At 54.6% G+C, this 20,771-nt stretch carries 16 protein-coding genes; 6 read left to right on the top strand and 10 right to left on the bottom strand.

Translation table 11 applies throughout. The annotated features are described in order from the left end of the window. Positions 1-598 precede the first annotated feature (598 nt). From ACLJEU_RS23000 to ACLJEU_RS22965, 8 genes are all read right to left on the bottom strand, one after another. On the bottom strand, positions 599-1,090 hold the full coding sequence (locus tag ACLJEU_RS23000) for a transposase (RefSeq protein WP_457795291.1): 492 nt from the start codon (positions 1,088-1,090) through the stop codon (positions 599-601). A gap of 89 nt (positions 1,091-1,179) precedes the next feature. Continuing rightward, entirely contained in the window at positions 1,180-1,665 is a 486-nt protein-coding gene (locus tag ACLJEU_RS22995) for a helix-turn-helix domain-containing protein (RefSeq protein ID WP_414662711.1), read from the bottom strand. 154 nt (positions 1,666-1,819) lie between these two features. Next, complete coding sequence (locus ACLJEU_RS22990; protein ID WP_414662879.1) at positions 1,820-2,005, bottom strand: hypothetical protein; 186 nt, start codon at positions 2,003-2,005, stop codon at positions 1,820-1,822. A 702-nt stretch (positions 2,006-2,707) separates the two neighbouring features. Continuing rightward, the gene (locus ACLJEU_RS22985; protein ID WP_457795295.1) at positions 2,708-3,529 is read right to left on the bottom strand and encodes a hypothetical protein; all 822 of its coding nucleotides are present in this window, start codon (positions 3,527-3,529) and stop codon (positions 2,708-2,710) included. Between the two features lie 71 nt (positions 3,530-3,600). Next, positions 3,601-5,382 carry a hypothetical protein gene (locus tag ACLJEU_RS22980; protein WP_457795294.1) on the bottom strand — a complete coding sequence of 594 codons (1,782 nt, stop codon included), beginning with the start codon at positions 5,380-5,382 and terminating at the stop codon, positions 3,601-3,603. Then, complete coding sequence (locus ACLJEU_RS22975) at positions 5,361-7,382, bottom strand: sensor histidine kinase (RefSeq protein ID WP_414662876.1); 2,022 nt, start codon at positions 7,380-7,382, stop codon at positions 5,361-5,363. Before ACLJEU_RS22975 ends, ACLJEU_RS22980 begins: the two co-directional genes overlap by 22 nt. Next, the gene (locus ACLJEU_RS22970; RefSeq protein ID WP_414662875.1) at positions 7,361-8,563 is read right to left on the bottom strand and encodes a beta-ketoacyl-[acyl-carrier-protein] synthase family protein; all 1,203 of its coding nucleotides are present in this window, start codon (positions 8,561-8,563) and stop codon (positions 7,361-7,363) included. Before ACLJEU_RS22970 ends, ACLJEU_RS22975 begins: the two co-directional genes overlap by 22 nt. Then, the gene (locus tag ACLJEU_RS22965) at positions 8,560-9,711 is read right to left on the bottom strand and encodes an ATP-binding response regulator (RefSeq protein ID WP_414662874.1); all 1,152 of its coding nucleotides are present in this window, start codon (positions 9,709-9,711) and stop codon (positions 8,560-8,562) included. Before ACLJEU_RS22965 ends, ACLJEU_RS22970 begins: the two co-directional genes overlap by 4 nt. A gap of 462 nt (positions 9,712-10,173) precedes the next feature. Between ACLJEU_RS22965 and ACLJEU_RS22960 the strand changes: the two genes are divergently transcribed. Both ACLJEU_RS22960 and ACLJEU_RS22955 read left to right on the top strand, forming a co-directional pair. After that, positions 10,174-10,350 (top strand): hypothetical protein, encoded by a 177-nt coding sequence (locus tag ACLJEU_RS22960; RefSeq protein WP_414662873.1) that lies wholly within the window; start codon positions 10,174-10,176, stop codon positions 10,348-10,350. Between the two features lie 104 nt (positions 10,351-10,454). Continuing rightward, positions 10,455-11,240 (top strand): DUF4372 domain-containing protein, encoded by a 786-nt coding sequence (locus ACLJEU_RS22955; RefSeq protein ID WP_414662872.1) that lies wholly within the window; start codon positions 10,455-10,457, stop codon positions 11,238-11,240. Here ACLJEU_RS22955 and ACLJEU_RS22950 read toward each other — a convergent pair. After that, on the bottom strand, positions 11,237-11,572 hold the full coding sequence (locus ACLJEU_RS22950; RefSeq protein ID WP_414662871.1) for a hypothetical protein: 336 nt from the start codon (positions 11,570-11,572) through the stop codon (positions 11,237-11,239). The two genes, ACLJEU_RS22955 and ACLJEU_RS22950, sit on opposite strands and share 4 nt — an antisense overlap. A gap of 650 nt (positions 11,573-12,222) precedes the next feature. Between ACLJEU_RS22950 and ACLJEU_RS22945 the strand changes: the two genes are divergently transcribed. The 4 genes from ACLJEU_RS22945 (at position 12,223) to ACLJEU_RS22930 (ending at position 17,172) form a co-directional block, all read left to right on the top strand. Beyond that, complete coding sequence (locus ACLJEU_RS22945) at positions 12,223-14,337, top strand: sensor histidine kinase (RefSeq protein WP_414662870.1); 2,115 nt, start codon at positions 12,223-12,225, stop codon at positions 14,335-14,337. Beyond that, entirely contained in the window at positions 14,334-15,554 is a 1,221-nt protein-coding gene (locus ACLJEU_RS22940; protein ID WP_414662869.1) for a response regulator transcription factor, read from the top strand. The genes ACLJEU_RS22945 and ACLJEU_RS22940 overlap by 4 nt, the downstream gene beginning before the upstream one ends. Positions 15,555-15,591: 37 nt before the next feature. Beyond that, positions 15,592-16,284: a winged helix-turn-helix domain-containing protein gene (locus tag ACLJEU_RS22935; protein WP_414662868.1), complete on the top strand. Its 693-nt coding sequence runs from the start codon at positions 15,592-15,594 to the stop codon at positions 16,282-16,284. Between the two features lie 144 nt (positions 16,285-16,428). Then, on the top strand, positions 16,429-17,172 hold the full coding sequence (locus ACLJEU_RS22930; protein WP_414662867.1) for a response regulator transcription factor: 744 nt from the start codon (positions 16,429-16,431) through the stop codon (positions 17,170-17,172). 160 nt (positions 17,173-17,332) lie between these two features. On the opposite strand, the gene ACLJEU_RS22925 is transcribed toward ACLJEU_RS22930, so the two are convergent. Continuing rightward, positions 17,333-20,656 carry a ribonucleoside-diphosphate reductase subunit alpha gene (locus ACLJEU_RS22925; protein ID WP_414662866.1) on the bottom strand — a complete coding sequence of 1,108 codons (3,324 nt, stop codon included), beginning with the start codon at positions 20,654-20,656 and terminating at the stop codon, positions 17,333-17,335. Positions 20,657-20,771 lie beyond the last annotated feature (115 nt).

Raw genomic sequence — 20,771 nt, 5'->3', positions numbered from 1 at the left:
AAGAACAGAGGCATGTGTAGAGATTCTCCATGTTCTCGCATCGTAGGTGGAATCTGGAACTCCAAATTCTTGCTCCGCGGGCTATCCTGCACCCAAAGGATCCGCAGTAATCGCAGCTAAACTGGCGAATTGATTGTGGTATATCTGCGCAAAACAGCGCAAGCGGCAGAGTTGGAGCGGACGATTAGTGTCTCTCTGGCCCAGACTGTTGATCCATCGACGATTTTTGCCTTGCATTGTTCAGACTATACTGCATTTGAACTGTTATTCATTTCTGAGCGGTGATGTTGACGATAAACGTTAATCACCGCTGGCACCGGTAATTCCGGGCAATGGGCTAGGAAGTCCGATCTGTAGCAAGGCCGGACTTGAATCTCGGTCTGTAGCCTTGTCTTTAAATCGGCCTATTTTTCCTTGTTACCTCTTGGATACTCGGGCCGGTGTCCCGGCGTACAATCAGAAGTGAGATTCCATTCATGGCACCTGCGATTGCCGATGAAGTGCAATAGATCGATATCTTTCGGTCCACTTCGTTAAGTCGAACGGGCTCCTTGAATGACTTAGTCTAGTAATACCAATCGCCGTTATTAATTAGACTTTAGGTTGGCGCGCCAGCGTTTACGCCGTCGAGTAGCCAGCCGCGGCCAATCAACTCCGCGACGCGGGCGCTCTCGGTGCGCCACGGTCGCAGCGCGGCGAGCAGATGATCTTCGAGGCGGCGCAGGCTCGGATAGAGTCGATTGCAGATCTGGTCCTTCACCAAGTCACCGAGTTTCTCGACCGGATTGAGTTCTGGGCTATAGGGCGGCAAGGGCAGCAGTCGGACGTTCTTGGGCAAGCGCGGATCAGCGAGTGGCAGGTGGAAGCCGGCCTGGTCTTGGATCACGACATGCAACGCCGCCGGGTCCGTGGCGCCGAGCTGTTGAAGAAACAGCGCATGCACGTCTTGGTCGATGCACGGGGTGAACAGTAGTTCCAGGCGGTTGGCGCCATCGACTTCCAGCGCCTCGTGGAGGTAGCCCCACTGATAACGCGTCGCATACGGGGCGTGCACGCGGACCCCGCGTTGGCCCCAGACCCGACGGATCACGGGCAACAAGCCATAGCGGTGCTCATCGAGCACCCACAACCGCACCGGTTGTCCGGTGCGCGCGGCCGGACCGGCGAGCGCTTCCAGTTTCAGGGGCAGTTCGACTTTGAAGGCCGCGGCTTTCGCGGGATCCTTTTCGCATGGCTCTTGCGGGGCACTTTGAGCTTACCGCCCAACCGGCGCAGCACCTTGAGGGCACCGCTCTCACTGAGGGTTTTGCGGGTGCGCTTCTTAATCCAAGCTTGGGCGTCCTTCGCTCGCCGGAACTGCCCGGCGGCCAACCGTTCCAGGAACTCGGTTTGCACGGCCCCACGCACGGCCGGCCGGTTTCCCGGCGCCTTGCCCCGCTGCAGCAGAGCGGCCACGCCGCCGGCGACGACCTTGTCCCGATACGTGAACACCGTCTGCCGCGACACATCCGCAATCTTCATGATCTCCGCCACCGTCAGTTCGTGCTGCGCGATCAGCCGCACCACCAGCAGCCGCCGCCGCGCCCAGTCCGGCTGGGACTGCGTCCACGCCGCCTCAATCTGTGCCACCACTTCCTCGCCCAGTTTCGGTAGAGTTCTCGCCATGCCCCCGGACTGCTCCAAAGCGACCTGCTTGTATAGTCTAAATGTTAGAGGCTTTTGGTATAATAAAACAGTTAGGAAAGTCATGTCAGTTGTATTAGTTCATCGGGAGTATGCCTCCTCGACCGGCACGCTTGTAAGCGTGGCCCAGCGCCTCTTAGGGGCGCTCAATGAGAAAACCATCGGCGAACAGGTGGTAGTTAATTTGTCCCCAGCATTTGTCGCTGATTTCACTGCTCAAGTCGCGCTCGTTGCGAAGTTGGGTGCTGAACAGAGTGGCGCGATCGGCTCGCTGGGTACACTCGTGAAAACGCAGGCTGAACTTCTTGCGGAGTTTCGCCATCAATCGTCGGTGCTCCGGCGTGCCGCGCGCTTGGCATTTCCGCGTAACGGAACGTTACTTCGTGGAGAGTTTCAAGTCGGTGTTGCCGTTGCACGAGACATGCCGTGCACAATTGAGCGAGGTCGTAACCTCTTAGCAGCTTGCTAACACTACGCTGTAGATCTCGCCTCCTGTGGTTGGTCTACAAGTTCGACGGAGGCGTTTAGTGATGCAGTAGCTTCGCTGGCTGAACTCAACCGCCAGCGCGAGCTGGTGGCTGACGAAAAGCTCGGATTGACGGCCGAAAGAGTCGTTGCAACGAACCGCCTGTATCGTCAGTGCCTGATGGTTCAGAACGTTGCACGCCTCCTTTACGATGGATCGCGAACCTCGGAGGATCCCGCTTTTGTAGAACCCTGTGCGCGATTTCTGTTAGGAGAGTTTCCGCGGCGGCGTTCGGCCACAGCTTCGCCTCAACCTCAAGGGGTAGGAGGCGGCGCGGTGCAAGCGTACGCGCCGCGTTAGCTGAAGAAACAGCCTTGGCGAAAGCGAACTCTGCCGTCCAAACGTCGTAGAATCTCTGGTTTGTATCGATAACACATATGGATTTACCCATTGATCAGAAGTTAATAAAAGTTATGAACATAGGATAATAGCCAATGCCATGATGCATGGTGAGATTGTGTTCGTCATCGTGACGCCCATACTTCTACCTAAACTCCTCTATTCAAGAGCATCAGGGGCAGTGAGAGGAGCTCTATATGTTTCTAAAATGCCCTGAACGCCGGAAGGAACTGTCCAGGTGGGTGAAATTTCCTGCATTAGTGATTTTAAGCCATCGAGTGCGTTCCATGCGGCGTCGCTAAGGTCCCGTGTGTTTAGTTTCGCGCTCGCGGAAACATGCCCTATCTGTGGCGCTGTAGCTAAAATCTCTACTCTGCGAGCTTGCTGAAATGATACGGTTTGGCGCCTTGTTCTTACTTCGTGTAAAAGAATAATGTTATTTTCAACTAAAGAGTTATGCAAGATGCGTTGAGCGGCAATTAACTCTCCTCGTCTGAGTTTCTTGAAAAATCCTAACAAATCACAAAGCGATGTAGTAGCCAATATTATCGCCTCGGTCTCAGAAAGTCTGAAGCCTGGAAGCTTCGAAACCGTACTGTAAAAATTACCCCACGAATGCTCCCCTTTTAGGAAAATATAGCCACCATGAAGTATCGTGGAAAATAGATCCAGAGCTCGTTTTAGTGAAAGAATTCGTGGGTAGAGCCCAATGCCAAGAGCTAGACGCGCAAGGTACGCTTTTACAAAAGGTACTATGATAAGATCTACTTCTCCTTCGTCGAAAATCAGTGTTAATTTTCGAACTCCACCGGTTGCTGGACGCGAAACACGGAGGCAGAGGTTAAATTCGGGGAAGATTTCGTTCCAGTCCCGCTCTTCCAGGGACTGCGGCAATCGTACAATTAAGTGAATGTCGATGTCGGACCATTGATCTGCCCTTGCTGGGGCCTCCGTCGACCGCGATTGGGAGCCAAAGAGCACGGCGGAGATAATACACGGCTCCGTGCGTAGCCACGAAGTCACCGCATCTTTGAGTCGGCTATTACTTCCTCCTACCATCTACGGATTGAGATAAGTATCTCAGTTCCTTCTATCCCTGGCCCCGCGTGAATTTCGCCTCGATGTAGTCGGATGACTTCCTTAGCAAGGAATACGCTAAATCGACCTTGGTTGGGCACCGCATTCTCCACAGGTTCGGGGAGAACGCCCTCAAGCTCCAATCTCTTTCCTTTGAGAGAGAACAATGTCGTTAACTCCGTCCCGGAGCCCGTCGAGCGGACGACTAATGCTAGATCTTTAAGTCCGTGCTCTGGCCTGTTCTCTCCTACTGTTTGGATTATTGCACTCAACGAAAAGTCCAGCAATTTCCTCGAAACAGACAGCATTACGGGGTCGGGACCTGTCTCAACCTTTATGCCTAGTGAGTCGCCAATGGATCTCGCAATTTCTCTCATATCCACGATCGACGCACCCTGTTCGTGGAAGCTTTGCATCAAAGCCAGATCGTTGTTTAATGATTCTAAACTAGTAACATCACCCTTAACTGTCTCGATAAGCGGAGCCGGTATGGGTGTACCAATTTGTGCATGCCGGAATGTCGTTAATGACACCAACGCGTTTCCGAGCTCATGGTTTAGTGTTAACGCAAGCTCCCGCAATATCTCTCTTCGCCCAGCTTGTTCCCGAGCGTTGGCATCGTGTAGCTCGCTGCTAGCTTCTTGCCAGGTCGCCCAAATGCCCCCGGTTTCCTCGATTACTCCGGCGCTTGCACGAAAAGGTTGATCTGTAGACGGAGCAACTCGGCAAACTTCGCCAAATCTGCGCACTTGTCCTATCAAGTCTCGTACAATCAGCGGCAGGTTTCGTGGCTCAAGCTCCTCTCTCCCGAGTACAATCGTTCCTGGAAGGTATTTGGCGCCTAAGCTAAGTTTCTCTGCCTGATGGGATAGGCGGCCCAGTTGCCCGGACCTTGCGAGAAAGTGTCTGAGTAGCCGGGCAAAGTGAATTGCCCTGGTTCTGCATGAATCATCATAAGGCTGGCCGTCGTCGCGAACGCCAAACGCAACGAGTCCAAGGAGTCGTCCGTTGTCGTGAATAGGAGCTAGTAGGCGTGCTCCCCAAAGAGCAAGCCGGCTCCTAATGGCGAGTTCAGCGACGGGCTCGGCTGGGCCGTCCCAATTTGTCCCATCTACCAATGTGGGGTGTTTTTCAAAGTAAGTTACCAGCGGATCGTCTGCCGGAAAAAATGACGTACCTCTGTCTGCTCGAAATCCGTCGGCCTCACGAAGGAAAAATACCGCATGCGATGCTCGAAGGAGTTGGCGCGACGCCCGTCGGAATTCAGCAATCAAACGATCGCGGGAATCGAGATTTTCAATCGCGCCTTCAAGGAAATCCCACAAGTCGCTCGCCTCCGTAAGTTGCATTCGAGGTTCCCCTCGGGCAACGGGATTTCGTAAATTCCTTTCTGTCAGGAGCTCTATTACGGATTGTTTTTCAGCGACTTCCTGGAGGAGAGTAAGCAGTTCGGGCAATCGATTCTTGCTATCTTGATATGATAGAAACGCCTTCGCACGTTGTTGGAGGCGAGCTTGTTCGAAAGGCAGGCTACGCGGCTCGCCAACGAGAATTGTCGGGTGACATACTAAAGCGGACGGAAGCAAGACTTCTGACGCTATATCCAACATTACTACTGACCTGAAACCTTTCGTGGCCATTAGCTGGACCAAACTCGGGTCACTTACTGGCAGCGCATCCAATCCAGGCGGCAGTTGCTGTCGCCACGATTCCGCGAGAGTGGGATCGGAGGTAACTAGGACGACGAAGGTTGGCATGGGAATTTCACTCGAAAAGTCGCTCCGCGGCCGCTTTCGAACGGATCGACTGAAATGGTAGCCTGAAGACTCCCAAGGATATCGCTGCAAATCGCAAGACCTAGACCGAAACCGGTGGATTTTGTGGTTTGAAATGGCTGAAAGAGTCGAGGGCGGATTTCCGGCGATATTCCAGGTCCGCTGTCTTCGACCAATAACTCAATGCCCCCTTCGGTATTTCTGGTTGATATCGCTATCCATCGTTCTTTGGCGTTGTGGTTCTCAATCGCCTGAATGGCGTTGAAGCATAGATTGAGTATGACTTGTTTTGCTGCTGAAGCGTCTGTCGACGCAACGTCGGGCGACGCGCGGAAGTCTGTATTTAGGTCGATTTGTTTGTGTAGCGATTTGGCTGAAACGAGTTCAAGCGTGTCTTTTATAAGAATGTGTAGCTCGACTGGTTGTGCGAGATAGGAGCGGGGGGCAGACAAGTCCAACAGCTGCTCCGTAAGCTGATCGATGCGATTAACTTCGTTGCTGATCAGCTTGAAGAATTTATCGCGAAATGCCGCATCACCGTAGTGAGTGGGCAGCAGTTGCACGAATGTCTTGATAGAAACGAGCGGGTTTCTGATTTCGTGCGCGAGGCTTGCGCCAAGTAGCCCAACGGTGGCCAACTGTTCGGTATGTTGAGCCTTTGCGGAGAAGTGGGCGCGCTCTAAGGCGCTTTCTATAATCGATGCGAGTTCGACTAGCTGAGTAACCTGGGGGTACGTGAATGGTTGCCGTGATGCACCGGTGCCAACTCCGACGATACTTGAAAATGCGGGTCCTTCCTCCAGTACCAGCACCCCGAGGTTGTGTAGTTTTAGGAAATCGGCTACTGCACCTCGCTCAGGAGTTCTTCGCTCTCTGATTAATCTCTCTGGTGTTGCCCAGCGCAACGTGCGCATGGCACCGACTACTGGTGAATCTCTGGTGAGACTGATGTCGCTGCCGCTAAGTGTGTCATTTCCACCGGAGACGACGATCGAGTTTTCGGTTTGGCCCCAGCCGTTTAGAATATTGCGAAATGCGCGGACTAAATGTTCGCTGCGAGTTTCTCTCTGCGCTACACTAAAGGCTGCTTTTCTGACCTCTGTGGATTCGGGGAAGTAGTTAAAAATCTTTGCAAGGCGCTTACTCGTTGGAATTGCTATAATAGAGGCCAGACCGGCACAGGTAAGGAGAGACATGAGTACTGGCAGCCGGAATAGTAGCGTCTCGTTTAAGACGAAGGCTGCAGTTGTGACGAAGGCGACTAATGCAATCTTCTGAACTCCGATGTAAAATATCTGTCGCGCGTCAAGTATTCTGGTTGTCGTTATAGCGATGGCCGTCCAAGCGTAGAAAATAAGAACTATAATGGTCTGAAACGGTGTAATCCAGGCAGCAGCGTAGATTTCTCTAAGACCCATTAATGCTATGACCGTAATTGCAGCGATGCTTCCGCCGAGGAGCACAATCTGAAGCTCGAGTCGACTTGCTCCAACTAATGTCCGCATCTGTCGAACCGACTCCCTGCATAACTGGCCATACATTATAACGAGGCCCGCTATGTAAACGTAGTAACCTGTTTCAAACTTAGGCATTTGTGCGCCGGTTTGCGTAGGTACCATCCACTCTGTGAATGCTATGGCCGCTAGAGCTAAGCATACTAGCAACCAAGGAATTCCTCTGATAAAAATTCCGCGAAGCCGCTCTTGACCGCTAACTACGATCGTTTCCTTCAATAGCCAAAGATGGAATGGAATTATCGCGCCGATGGCGACGGCCACTCGCATCAGCTTTTGGCCTTGTGGACCGCCGATGCCGGCCAATTCGCGGCACACAAGCCAAAGCACTGCGTGAAGCGAGGCGCTGAGAAATACACGATTAAGTGATCGTCGTGGATTTGCCCAAAACGCCGCAAAGCCAACGCACACTGCGGCGGTCGCAGCGAGGGCGGCAGGATTAGATATCAACGAGCCAAGACTAGGCATGCATTTGTTCCGGACAATCCGTGACTATTGACCACTGTAAGTTCGTGGCGGACTGTACGCGTCTTTGAACTCAGGTTTAGCGGGCACTCGGGATCTGGGTATTGCCAGTTCACTGTCGGCGGAATGATCCCTTTTGAAAGAGAAAGCGCTGCGCATCCCACTTGTATCGCGCCTGCTGCGCCGAGTGGATTTCCAATGGCGCCCTTTATAGAGACTGTCGGGATGCGCCTTAGGTCACTGCCAAACGTTTCGATTAGCGCCAAAGATTCGGCTGCATCAATGATTCGGTGTCCTGGGCCCCATGCGTTAATGCAGTCGACGTCCGCAGGCTTGCGGCGCGCATTGGCAAGCGCTAGTTGAAGAGCCTGTGAAAGTCCGGAGCCCGGCATTTCTGTGGCATCGGACGAAAACGAATAACCCTCAATAAATGCGTATCCTTGGCGTGGGCTGGATTCGGGCTCCAATATCAGCATACACGCTCCTTCACCTATCGCGCCAGTCGTTCGCCAAAGATCAAACGGTCGACATTGGCGTTCGGGATTGTCTGGATTAGATGGGGCAAGCCCTGCCATCCTAAGTTCGAGCAAGGGGTGCAAATACAATGGAGCTTCGGTGCCGCCACAAAGTGCTACCTCCGCCTCGCCGTTTGCAACCATGTCTGCCGCCTGACCAATGGCATCACTACCGGCGCAGCAAGCACTTTGCAATGTTAGTGTACGGGTAGTTCCGCCTATTGCCTCTCCAATCGCTCCTCCTATAGAACTTACGGAAGCAGTAAAAACGGTCGATGGAAGTGCGCTCGTGGGGCCTTTTCGCAATATCAAATCGATTCCTTTATTGATCGACCCAAAGTCCATCAGCGAAGCGCCCACTACCACGAGCGGTGAGCAATTGCGCAGGCTCGAAAAGCTCAGTTTCGCGTCGGAGAGTGCGAGTTTTGCCGCAGTAAGTGCGAATTGGGTATGCCGGGGCAGGCGCTTGATGGCAGCAGTTGTGAGAGTCGGCTCGGGTTGAAAATTTGGAACTTCCATCCCGACAAACACGCCTGCCTCCTCGGGGAGCGATTTTAGTACCCTAGCATAGCTAGCGGATGATTGTATCGCATACCAGAATTGGGTCCTGCCGATTCCGGCCGGTGTCACAAATCCGATACCAGTAATCTTTACTCGGCGCCGCTTCATCCCAGCGGGGCCGCTGGAAATACCAACCGCACGGTAGTGCCTTTGCCGATGGCGGATTCCAAAGTAAAAGCAGCGCCATGTGTTCCCGCTAAATGTCGACAAATGCTAAGACCTAGGCCAGTTCCGCTAGCCTTACTGCTGTATCCACCGTGAAGTGCCCTTTTTACGCGCTCTGGATCCATTCCTGAGCCGTTGTCTGCTACGCTAAGTTCAAGTTGTTCTCGCTTCCGGGCAAAAGTCACGGCTACTTGGGATGATCCCGCTTCCAACGAGTTTTTGAAAAGGTTTTGGAGTACCCTCATTAGCTCAAACTTGGAACCGCGCACACATGCTTCATTAAGACCGGCAAATTGGATCGCCGAGTTGTTGAAAAATATTACCTGCTTAACTTCTTCCGCAACCTGCACAAGATTAATTCGCTGAAATTCAGTAGCTTGCTTGGAAGCCAGTCGCCAGTTTTCGGATAAATGATGGCAGTATTCCGCTGCCTTTTCCACCATCGCGGCGTATTCAAGTAGCTTGTTGCCGATCGCTGAATCTCGCTGGCCCAGTAGTCGTGCTTCGTCTGCTACTAGAGCGGCGTAACCTATCACAACTGTAAGTGGATTGTTTAAATCGTGAACAAGTTCGACAGATGCCCTTGCTTGCCATATTTGAGGTTCACTGTGTTCGATCTCTCTCTTTAAAGCTATATTTAATGATTGAGCCTCGATCGCTGCCAGCGCTTGAGCACGTCTAAGACGAGTTGCTTGGGTTTGCTTTCGAACTGCATCGATCAACTCGGGAATATCGGGCGGTTTTCGGAGGTATTGATTTGCGCCTGCAACCATTGCCTGTTGAGCAGTGAGTAGGGTGCCGTACCCCGTAAGCATGATGACCGAAACATTGGGGTCAATCTTACGAAGCTCTTCGAGGGCTCGAATGCCATCCATTTCTGGCATTCGAATGTCTAGTACGATTGCGGAGTACGAGCGATTTTGCAACTTAACTAATGCTTCACGCGCCCGTTCCGCAGTATCAACTGAGAACTCACTCGAAAGACTAAATGCGATGGACTCTCTTGGGCCATACTCGTCGTCCACGACTAGGACAGGAGGTTTTTCCAAATAAGCAGAGCCGGATAAGTCCGAAGATTTTTCGGTCAACATGCGAACGGTGTAATCCAGTTGTGACAAGCGCAGCGCATGGTTTAGTCCATGCCGCTGCCAATTTTGCATTGAGTGATCAGTGCTGTCAAGGCACACGTGTTCGGTCGTCAACTGTTTGGTGGGTTCTTGAAAGACTAATAGAAGAGCTTAAGAGGCGGTATTCGAAAAAGTTTGAGACAGAGACCAATCCAGTGGGATTACAGATGTCTATGCTTCGGAGAGAATAGGTTCCGTAGGTGCAGTTCTCGCGCATCTGGCGTTGTGCCGCTATCTCGGGCAGGAGCCCTGCACGATCAATCTGTCGTGCCCGCACGAAACGGCGATATCGAGTCGGCCAACGGCCACTTGAAGTAGCGGCTGGCGACGCGCCTGACCTTGCGCGGGTCGCGAGAGTTTGCCGACCAAGCGGCGTTGACCCAGTTTGTGGCCGAGGTCTGCATGGCGATCAGTGGTTTGCGTTCCGTGAAGCTTTCCGAAGAGCGCATCCATTTGCGGGCACTGCCCGCGACGCGTTATCCGGAATCAGACGAGATTTGTGTGCGCTTTTCGAGCTATCTGGTGGAAAGCGAGGTCAACGAAAGCCTCCGCTGCCGCGCCGAGCCTCCGTTGGAGGAGTCGGTGCCAATGCTGTCCCACTAAGCGATGGCTGAGGTTTCGTAAGGGCAGAGCGGAAAGTCTGTTCTGGGGATTTCGGTCTGCTCACGATTTGAGTGGAGCGGGTTTTTTTGCGGGCTCTAGCCTGCATGGACCAAGGCAAGACGGTGTTCGCGCAGGTGATGTCCTGCGTGTCGCATTGGGAGTTTCGGCGCGCGACGCCCGATCGCGACAAGACACCGCGCACGCGATTGTTTTCCGCATGGGATCACTTCCTGGCGATGAGCTTCGCGCAAATCACCTTTCGTGAAAGTTTGCGTGATATCGAGGCGCGCTTGGATTCCCAACCTCGATTGCGGTATCACCTCGGCTTCCGCTCGCGTGTGACCCGCAGCACGCTCGCGCGCGTGAACGAACAAAGGCCGTGGCAACTCTTCGCCGCGATTGCGCAGCGACTGATGCACCGGGCCCGCGAGGCGTATCGTGAGGAGCCCTACATCCTCGATCTGAAAGCGCCGGCGTATGCACTCGACTCCACTTTCATCGATCTGAGTCTTGCACTGTGTCCCTGGGCCAACTGGACCGGCTCCGATGCGACGGTCAAGCTCCACACGATGCTCGATCTGCGCGCCGCCTTCCCTGTTTTCGCGACCGTTACCAAGGGAAGTTATGCGGATGTGTTGTGGCTGGATGATGTGCCCATCGAACCGGCCAGTTATCTGGTGATCGATCGCGGCTACATCGACTTTCGCCGACTGCGGAGCATCGCGCAGGCTGGTGCCTTCTTTGTCCGTCAAATCGGGGCAACGTCACCCTCCCTCCTCCGCGGTTACTCCAACGGGGGGAGGGGGGGCAGTTTTAAACGGGCGTTAGTGGGACAACTTTACGCGGGCGTTGATACTTCGGTGCGGGCGGGCAGAGTACCCGTCTCCTAGGCGTGGAGTCCGCCGAGCTCTTCGCACACGGCGAAGAATCGCAAGAGGGTCGACTGACTTGGCACCGCTTCTATGCCCAGCACCTCCGCCACGGCCGGGTCGTGCGCCAGATGCGCCACCCGCGCCAGCTTGTCCGCCCCGCAGAGATTCCCACCGATAAAACCCAGCGCCGTGTCCACCTGCTCCAAGGCGTTGGGACTCGTCGGCGCATGCGGCAACACCGTGCCGAGCTTCTCGCGCAGCCCGCTTTCCCGCACAACGCCCGTCCACACCGCCAGACCCCCGTGCGCCGTCAGGCGCTGGTCGGTGAAGCCGATCCGTATCCACTGCACTCCGCTTTTTCGTGCCCAAATCCAGCCGCACCCCTTGGGTCGCCTCCGTATCTGGCGTTAACGTCGTCTTACGTTTCACACCATCAACGTCGCCAAACGGTGCCCTCTTTGGCGACTACTGCATGAGTCCCGCTCGGCGGCCGTCATCCTCGACGACATCGGCTACGTCCAGTAACCAACGGAACAGCAACTCAATCTGCAGCCATCCGCAGAGCTGCGGATCAGAGCGCGCCGTGATCAGCGACTACAGCACCTTGACCTTCAGCAGTGTATCCGGCGAGATCGATGGCGACACATACCGCGCGTAGATCCCATTGACGTGGCGGTCTATCCCCGCGGGCACCTCATCTCGCTTGCGTTTGATCGATCGAATCGGGTGATTCGCTTCATTTAACGTCTCGACGTTAATCAAACAAACGAAACTCGGTTGGAGGAGGGGCGTCCGCGCGCACCTTTTTAACGCTGCTCGTCTGATGATCTCTAATCGCATTTCATCAGCCCGCTGGTGAGGGAACTCGCCGAATTTGCCGATTTATGGAAAAGTTCTCTCGGTATACCTCAACTTGGGGTATGGGTATGATTGCGCAGCAAGTTTTGAAGTGACGACCTATTTCTCTGCTATTAACTCGGATTACTGAAAGCAAGCGAAAGTGATTAACGATAAAACAATGATGGCATTAACGCTCGCATCTGCGATCTTCTCCTTGATTTTGGGATTGGCCGTCATGTGGTCTAGTCCATTTCGTTCGTCCAATCGCGCAGTCGCTCTGGTCTTGCTTTTGGAAACAGCGTGGCTCGGGTGTGTTTACAGAGCTATGGGTACAGCTTTTCTGCCGCTGGGCGAGAAACTAGTAGAATTGGAGTGGTGGTTTAGGGCCAACGCAATTGTCGTTTCATTTCTTCCTGTCAGTATTTGGCTGTTGATGGACGTAAACTCCAGGAATGCCGATTCCGGTAGTGGAGTTTTTGGTGCCGCATTTCCGGCCCTGTCACTTGGAGTGTTCTGTGCGCTTATATCTACATCTGATAGGTTTGTGTATCACGACGTCCGGGGATATTTGAAGCGCGGCGAAGCCTATTACATATACATAGTCGTTTGTCTTTCGGCCTATGTCATAACTATATTTAAAACATGGACAAGTATTGCAAGGTGCCGTGGTATTCGGCGCTTAGAACTTCAGTTTATTGCCCTGAATTCCGGAGGCGCCGCGGTTATAATCGGAGTCTTGAATGCTATTGGTAATTATTCTAATGTGCGCGCATTTAATAAATCAAGTGTTGTATTAGTATTGGCTGCTACAGTAATTGCCGCATGGGCTCTGCTGTTTTATCGTGTATTTAGCGCGCGTGAGATGCTTTTGCAAGTAGTCAGAAGACTTTCGTTTGTGGCTGTTTTGTCGTTTGGTGCCTATTCCATTTGGATAGTTTCAAGCGTAGTAATTGCTGAGCCATTTAGCTTGCTGCTTGGTATTGGAGTTTGCGGACCGCTCGCCGTTTGGAGCGATCGCAAACTCCGATTGTGGCTCGACGCAGATGGAGAGCGGAAACTTTCCAATGTGCGACGTCTGCTTTTGGAAATTGCACGTGCGGAATGGCGACCTGCTCATTTGATCGAGCAATTGGAGGTCTTCTTGTGCATGGAATTTGGAGCGCACAGTTGCCGCTTGTGTCTCGATCATAGTGACGCAGAAAACCCAGTTGTTTCATTGATAAGAAAAAGGGGGCGCGCGTATTTAAGTTTGTGCGAACTGGGCTGGGCTACTCCAGAAAGCCTCTCGAGGCGGAAACACAGGCCTGGTTTTTCAGATCTTCAGCATGTACTTGATAGTGAAAAGATTGGACTGATCATATCGGTTCCACGCAACAGTCCGACCCCCTCGCTTATAGTTGCCTTAGGGATGAAGAGGGATGAGTGGCCGTACACGTTTCCTGAAGTCCGACACCTCCAGGGCCTCGCTCTCGTCGTCGACAATCTGCTTACCCGCTCGCGTTTGGTGAACCACGCTTCGTCACGTTCTAGATTGGATAATATGGCCATTATGTCCAAGGGATTGGCGCACGATCTCCGTAACCTCATTACTCCTGTCTCGTCGTTTGTGGCCCAAAGTCAGGGGAAGTTTTCTCCCGGCAGCACTGCTGCAGACGTACAGGCTGCCGCCTGGCGCTCGATAGGAATGGTCGATCGATACATCCGCGATGCATTGTCGTATACCGATGACATCGAGCCGCGATTTGAGGCGACGGATCTTGCTTCAGTTTGCTCTGATTCCCGTGAAGTCCTAGCTGGCAGAGCTCACGGGCGAGGGGTTATAGTTATGTTGAACTGCGCACCGATGGAAAAGCTCGCGATGGATGGCGGTTTAATCCAGCGTCTCATGACGAACTTGATCGCAAATGGAGTTGATGCGTGTGCGCCCGGACAATCAGTAGAGGTTAAGTGCGCGTCGCCTAATGATGGATGGATTCGCATCCAGGTGCGTGATAACGGTTGCGGAATTCCGCCAGAGAACCTGGCTCGCATTTTCGAGCCCCATTTCACCACGAAGCAAACGGGAAACGGTGAGCGAGGATTTGGAATAGGCCTTACCGTGTGCCGAAAGATTGTAGTGCTTCATGGCGGTTCAATTTCAGTGGAGAGCGAGCTGGGGCGTGGTACTGTGTTTACGGTTGATTTGCCAGCTGCTCAAACCGCTCCTTTCCCTCGCGGGATGCCTGAGGAGGTAAGACTCTTTGATTCGAATGTGACTCCCGTCGTACGTTCATGAATCAGAATTTGGTAGAGATGTTGCCGGCGCGAATCCTCGCGGTGGATGACGAACGCCAGATTCACGCAGCGCTTCGGTTGCGACTCAGTCGTGAGCACCAGCTTGTTTGCTGCGTGTCCGCCGAGGAAGCGCTGGAGGTGCTTTCACAGGATCGTTTCGATTTGTGCCTGGTGGATATACATATGCCGGAGATGGATGGTCTGGTATTTGTTGAATGCGCCCGTCGGCTAGATCCTGACCTCGGCTTTGTAGTCGTGAGTGCGTTTGATTCAGATGAGAATCTTCGGCGTGCCATTCCACTGCAGGTGCTTGAATTCATTTCGAAACCGTTGCCTGAACGAGATGTTTTCGACACTCGTATTCTCTTGTGGATCGGCGAGACACGACGGCGTCGGCAAGAGCGAAGTCTGGCGCAGAGGGCCACGTCAGCAGTCAGTGACTTAGATACGGCACTTATCGAACGCGAAGTGGAGGTGGTGGCATCCGAAAGTGCCCGCGATGCCCTGCTCCAGATCTCCGGGTTGCTAACCACCATTCACGCCCACGTTGCCGCCGCCTGTTCGCTGGCAACGAGTCGAGCCCGAATTGATTCTTCCGTCGCTCAGCTGCTTCGGAATTTGGAGGAGGCCCGGAAGACAGCTGCGGCAGCTATGACAACGGCTGCAGGTTTCTTTGATTCCGCATATGGCAGTCGGGATTCATCGCCAGCGGTTTTTAGTGAAGGCGTCCGTCGTGCAATCGAAATAGCGGCGCGGACTAACGTGGCTAACAATGCTAATAAGGAAGCGGAGTTTCAGGATTTGGCCATCCCAGTCTCAATCAAAGGAATTTCGGGAATTGATTTTCTCTTGATGATAGTCCCCGTCTTTACCGTTGCTTTCTCAATCGCTGAGGCAAATTCCACTTTCGGAATTCAAGGTGAGCATTGTTCCAGGTTGGATAGTGTAAGTCGAGATCCACGGTTTGCAGACTACTATTGGATAAATCGACGTAATGTGCTGGGAAGCCATTCATGTGTCTTGATTTTCGTGTCGGTGAACGCACCGGCGCTCAGTCGCACGCAGATAGAAGATTGGTTTAAGGGTGAGTATGAACCGCTCGCCTTCATAACTGCAAGGGGAGTACTTGGCGGCATCAGGAAGTGTCGCGGATTGTTGGGTTTTTCCGTCGCGCCGCGTGCCGAAAAATTCAGGATGCTTTTGGCTCTGCCGATTTAGTAGAGCTATACTGAATGATTTCCGGTCCTGCCTCCTAGTGATCATTATTGCCTCAAGTGTGCCGACGGACGCCGCGGCCCTCATTGCATTGTGTGAAAGCGGCGGATGGTCGGCAAACCTTTGCACGTCGGTCAGAGCGGTTGTCAGGCAGGTGCACCGGGAAGTGCCAAGGGTCATCGTCGTCAGGCAAAGGTTAGAAGACGGCTATTCCGATGACGTGATAGGCGCTTTGACGGAATTGAAGGTGCTCTCTCGCCTCCGTTTGGTCGTACTGGTCAACGCTGGCACTGCAGTATCGAGCCAGGCTCGGCAGGTGGCGCTGGGAGCCGATTGTGTACTGCGGGACCCGGTGAGTGCCGACTTGTTGCTGGCCTATTTGTCGAAGTATTTTAACGAGACGAAGGGAAATCATACTGCCCCTTTGGCGAGGAAGGTTTCTTTTGCGGGTGCGACATGGCAGGCGTCCGAATGTAAACTGACGTACGAGGGTAGACACGTGGTCCTCACCCCCCGTGAGAAGTTACTCTTGGAGCTGCTTGCACATTCAGGCGGTGAAGTGGTCTCGTATGAAAAAATGTTCGGTGAAGTTCTTGGAAGACGTTATCAAGGTGACACGAGTAATATGCGCGTTCTCCTTGGACGATTGAGTGTGACGATGGGGAATCTTGGAATTGCCCTAAGGGATTGGATTCAAGTGTTACCAAAGACAGGGTATCGATATCGCCAGTGATTGTCCGAGACGGGCTTCCGGTCGGGGAGATAGTTGGCGGTCTCGAATCGACGTCGGTGTTACGGAAAAATTACGACGACGTCGTTGGAAGTTACCGGCTGCTGCTACATCGAAGGGTTCATGGATACTCCCTTAACTCCCCGATTGAATCGTGTCATCATCCTGAAATCTGACCGGCTTTATGCCGAGTCACTTCGGCAGTATGTTTTGCATCTGAATCCAAGAGCAAGTGTCACCATCGCAATTTCTGTCGAATCCGCCCTTGAGTTAATGGTGGCGCAGAAAGTTGACTTATTAGTCAGCGGAGTCGGCTACAACATGGACGGTGACGTGCTGGATATGTTAGCCAAGTGGAACAAGATGGCGCCCGTCCGATCAACCAAGGTTCTTATCGTGACAGCGCGGCGGGAGTATCGAGTTCTTGTGGCACTGCGGACGCTTGCGGTCGACGGTGTTTACGACTCAGCGGCTGAGGTGCCGGAAACCTTTTCGAAGGTACTGCAACTTGTAGCTGGAGGGCGCCGCTACTGGAGTCCGTCCATAGTTGAACATATGTACCAGGTCGGTTCGGCTTCGACTGCGGTCTTTCGTCTCCTTACGTCGTTTGAGCAAGTGGTCTTGTCTGTGATTGGAGATGGTTGCGACAACACAGCCGCCGCTCGTGAGCTTAACCTAAGTCCGGCTACGGTATCGACGGTGAGGCGAGAGTTGCATCGCAAGTTGGGCGTCCAGCACCGCGGCGAACTAGTCCGAGTTGCTGCACAGCATGGCTTCGTTCGGTTTACTCCCGCAGGCGTGGTGAGACCGGGTTTTGCCATGATGAGGGCCTCATACATGGCACGCCGGTCCAAACGAAACCGGGAAGGATCCCGCGGGATGTCGGAGTAGACGTGGCCGTAAATTGAGACGGTGTGTCCTCCTGCACTTTTCTCGTAGCCTGACGCACTGGTCGTCAAAGGTGCTGTTCTCGCGCAAAAAAGCCCCGACGTAGTGTCGGGGCTGAACGGGTCAAGCGACGCGTTGGGCAGCAGACGCCGCTGGTTAATGGTTACTGACAGGCTTCACAAGTGCCACCATTCCGCATCGCCTCAATGCTGCACGCGTTCTTTTCCTCGTCGGAATAGATTTTCTTTGGAATGGGGGAGTGCGAGCCGCCTGTGTCGCCTGAGTTCTGGCCGCCATCGGCACCCTCTTTGATTGCCCCGCGCGTTTCCTTCTTCACGGCGACCGTGGCTTTCTCGATGTTGGAGGCTCCGAGGCTGCGCAGGTAATACGTCGTCTTCAACCCGACGTGCCACGCTTGCCGGTACATATGGCTGAGTGTCTTCAGATCAGGCGTCTTGATCCAGAGATTTACGCTCTGCGCCTGATCGATCCATTTCTGACGGCGGGCGGCGGCATCAAGAATCCACTTCGGATCAATGTCGAATGCCGTCAGGTACTTGGCCTTGAGGTCGCCGGGGATTCGCTCGATGTCCTTTAGCTCACCGTCGAAGTACTTGAGATTGTCGATCATGTCCTGGTCCCACAGGCCGCGGGACTTGAGATCCTTCACGAGGAACGGATTCAACACGATGAACTCACCTGAAAGGTTCGATTTTACGAACAGGTTCTTGTAGGTCGGCTCGATGCAGGGTGAGGTGGCCGTGATGTTCGAGATCGTCGCCGTGGGCGCGATGGCGAGACAATTTGAATTGCGCATCCCTTGCGCGGCAATCTTCGCGCGCAGCGGCGTCCAGTCGAGTTTGCCGCCGCGCGGAACCTCGACTTCAACGCCCCGTTCCTTCTCGAGGAGATCCAGCGTGTCCTGCGGGAGCAGCCCCCGGTCCCACTTCGATCCCTTGTAGCTTGAGTACGTGCCGCGTTCGGCCGCCAGATCTGAACTCGCCTCGTAAGCGTAGAACGCAATCGCCTCCATCGCCTCGTCGTTGAACTCGACTGCCTCGGGGGAGGCGAAGGCGTGGCCGCGGAGATAGAGCGCATGAGCCAGGCCCATCATGCCCAAGCCGATGGGACGGTGACGCGAGTTCGACAATTTCGCGGAGGGCGTTGGGTAGAAATTGATGTCGATCACGTTGTCGAGCGCGCGCACGGCCATGCGGATCGTGTCGCGGAGCTTCTCGTGATCGATGGAGCCGTCAGGCTTCAGGTGCGTTTCAAGAATCACCGAGCCGAGATTGCAGACGGCGGTTTCGTCGTTGGAGGTATTGAGTGTGATCTCGGTGCAGAGATTGGAAGAGTGGATAACGCCCACGTGGTCCTGCGGCGACCGGATGTTGCAGGCGTCCTTGAACGTGATCCACGGGTGTCCGGTTTCGAACAGCATCGATAGCATCTTCTTCCAGAGTTCGAGCGCCTCGATCTTCTGGCCCTGGATCTTGCCCTGTTCGGCGAGTGCCTCGTATTCGAGGTAGCGTTTCTCGAAGGCCTGGCCGTAGAGATCGTGCAGGTCCTTGACCTGGTTGGAGCGGAAGAGCGTCCAGGTCTGTCGGGCCTCCATGCGCTTCATGAACAGATCGGGAATCCAGTTCGCCGTGTTCATGTCGTGCGTCCGGCGGCGATCGTCGCCGGTGTTCTTGCGCAGTTCGAGAAATTCGAAGATGTCGTTGTGCCAAGTTTCCAGATACGCGCAGCCGGAACCCTTGCGTTTACCGCCCTGATTGACGGCCACAAGCTGATCGTTGTGGAGCTTCAGGAACGGAATGACGCCCTGCGATTCACCGTTCGTGCCGGCGATGTAGGCACCGGTGCCGCGCACCGCAGTCCAGGAGCCGCCGAGGCCGCCCGCCCATTTGGCGAGGAAGGCGTTGTCGGCGATGCCGCGAAGCATGATGCTCTCGAGCGAGTCATCGACGTAGTAGAGGTAGCAGGACGAAAGCTGCGAGTGAAGCGTGCCCGAGTTGAAGAGGGTGGGCGTGCTGCTGCAGAAGCGGCGGCTCTTGTAGAGTTCGTAGAGCCCGGTGACGCGCGACTCGCGGTCGCCCTTTTCGTCGAGCATCAGCCCCATCGACACGCGCAGCCAGAAGAACTGCGGGGTCTCGATCCGGCGCGACGGTTTCCGGGTCTTGTCGATGATCAGATAGCGATCGTACATCGTCTGGATCCCGAGGAAGTCGAACTCCAGGTCGGACGACGGATCGAGTGCGGCGGCGAGTTTGGCGAGATCGTAGTCGAGCAGGCGCGGGTTGAGGCGCTTGATCGCGACGCCATGCTCGAGGTACTTCTTGAAGGCGCGCTGGTGGGCGGCCTTCAAGGCGCCGATGCCTTCCTTCATGATATCCCAACCCAGGACCTCCTCGTAGATGTAGGTGAGCTGAATACGCCCGGCGAACTTCGCGAAATCAGCATCTTTTTCGATCAGGGTCTTCGAATTGAGAATGATGGTGGCATCGAGATCTTTTTGGGAAATCTGGTCATAGACCGAGCGACGGAGTTCGGCTTCGATCTCGTCGTTGGAGAGATGCAGGTCCAGGCCGATTCGGGCGAACTCGATCCGCTTGCGGAGATCAGCACCGTCCCAAAATACATTCAGTCCATCGGCCTTTTTCACCACGATCATCGCGGCCTGACCGGCGGCGACGGGAGCGACGACGGCATCGGTGCCGAGGTCCCCGGCTTCCGGGTCGAGGCCGGCGTCACGCGCCACCGCGCGCTGAGCGCGGAACAGAATGTAGGCTTCGGCGACCTTGTAGTGACCGGCCTTCATGATCTCTTCCTGCACCATATCCTGGATTTCCTCGATGTGGACGAACGACTGCTTGGACGAGTGGACCCGGCCGGAAACGGTGCGGGTGATGGCCACGGCGGGGGCGGAATCGCGCTGGAGCGAGAGGAACGTCTTGCGGATCGCGATCTCAACCTTCTGCTCGTTCCACGGGACGACTTGATTGTTCCGGCGGATGACCCGGAGCGTCGACTGGGCTGCAGCCTCGCGGTTGATGGCGATCTTTCGGGCGCGGTTCAGCAGGAGACTCTTCGCGACAAAGTACGCGTTGTTGTCGACGAGGGTTTTTTCGAGGAGTTCGTACAGGGCGTCGAGCGAGAGGCGGACGGGCGACTGCTTGCGGGAGAGCTCGCTGAGATTGCCGGCGACTTCCCGACAAATCTTCGCGACCCACGCGCGATTGGCTTCGGTAAAAATATCCGTTTCGCCCTTGGCGAGGTGTACGTTGGTCAGTGCCTTGCCGACGGTGTCGGCAACCTCGGCGAGGACGAAACGCTCCTCACCATGCGGGCAGAGCAGGATGACGTGGGGCAGCTCGATGGTTTCGCCCGCGACGACCTCACGCCAGGCATAGTGCGGTTTCTGTTCGACGGGAGCGTGGACAGTGCGTTTGAGGGCGAGATCGGTGGCGACGGAGGGAGTGCTCATGGCAGAAACGGAGGCGAAGATTCGAAACTACCGGACGCGGCAGGGCGGCGCGGAATATCAGTGGAAAACAGTGGACGCCGGGGCGGACCTGAAGCGGAGCGCAACGGCGGAAAAG

The sequence above is a fragment of the Terrisphaera buseokensis genome, from assembly GCF_047521145.2.
Taxonomy (GTDB): Bacteria; Verrucomicrobiota; Verrucomicrobiia; order Opitutales; family Opitutaceae; genus ER46.
This window is presented reverse-complemented; position numbering and strand designations above follow the sequence as displayed.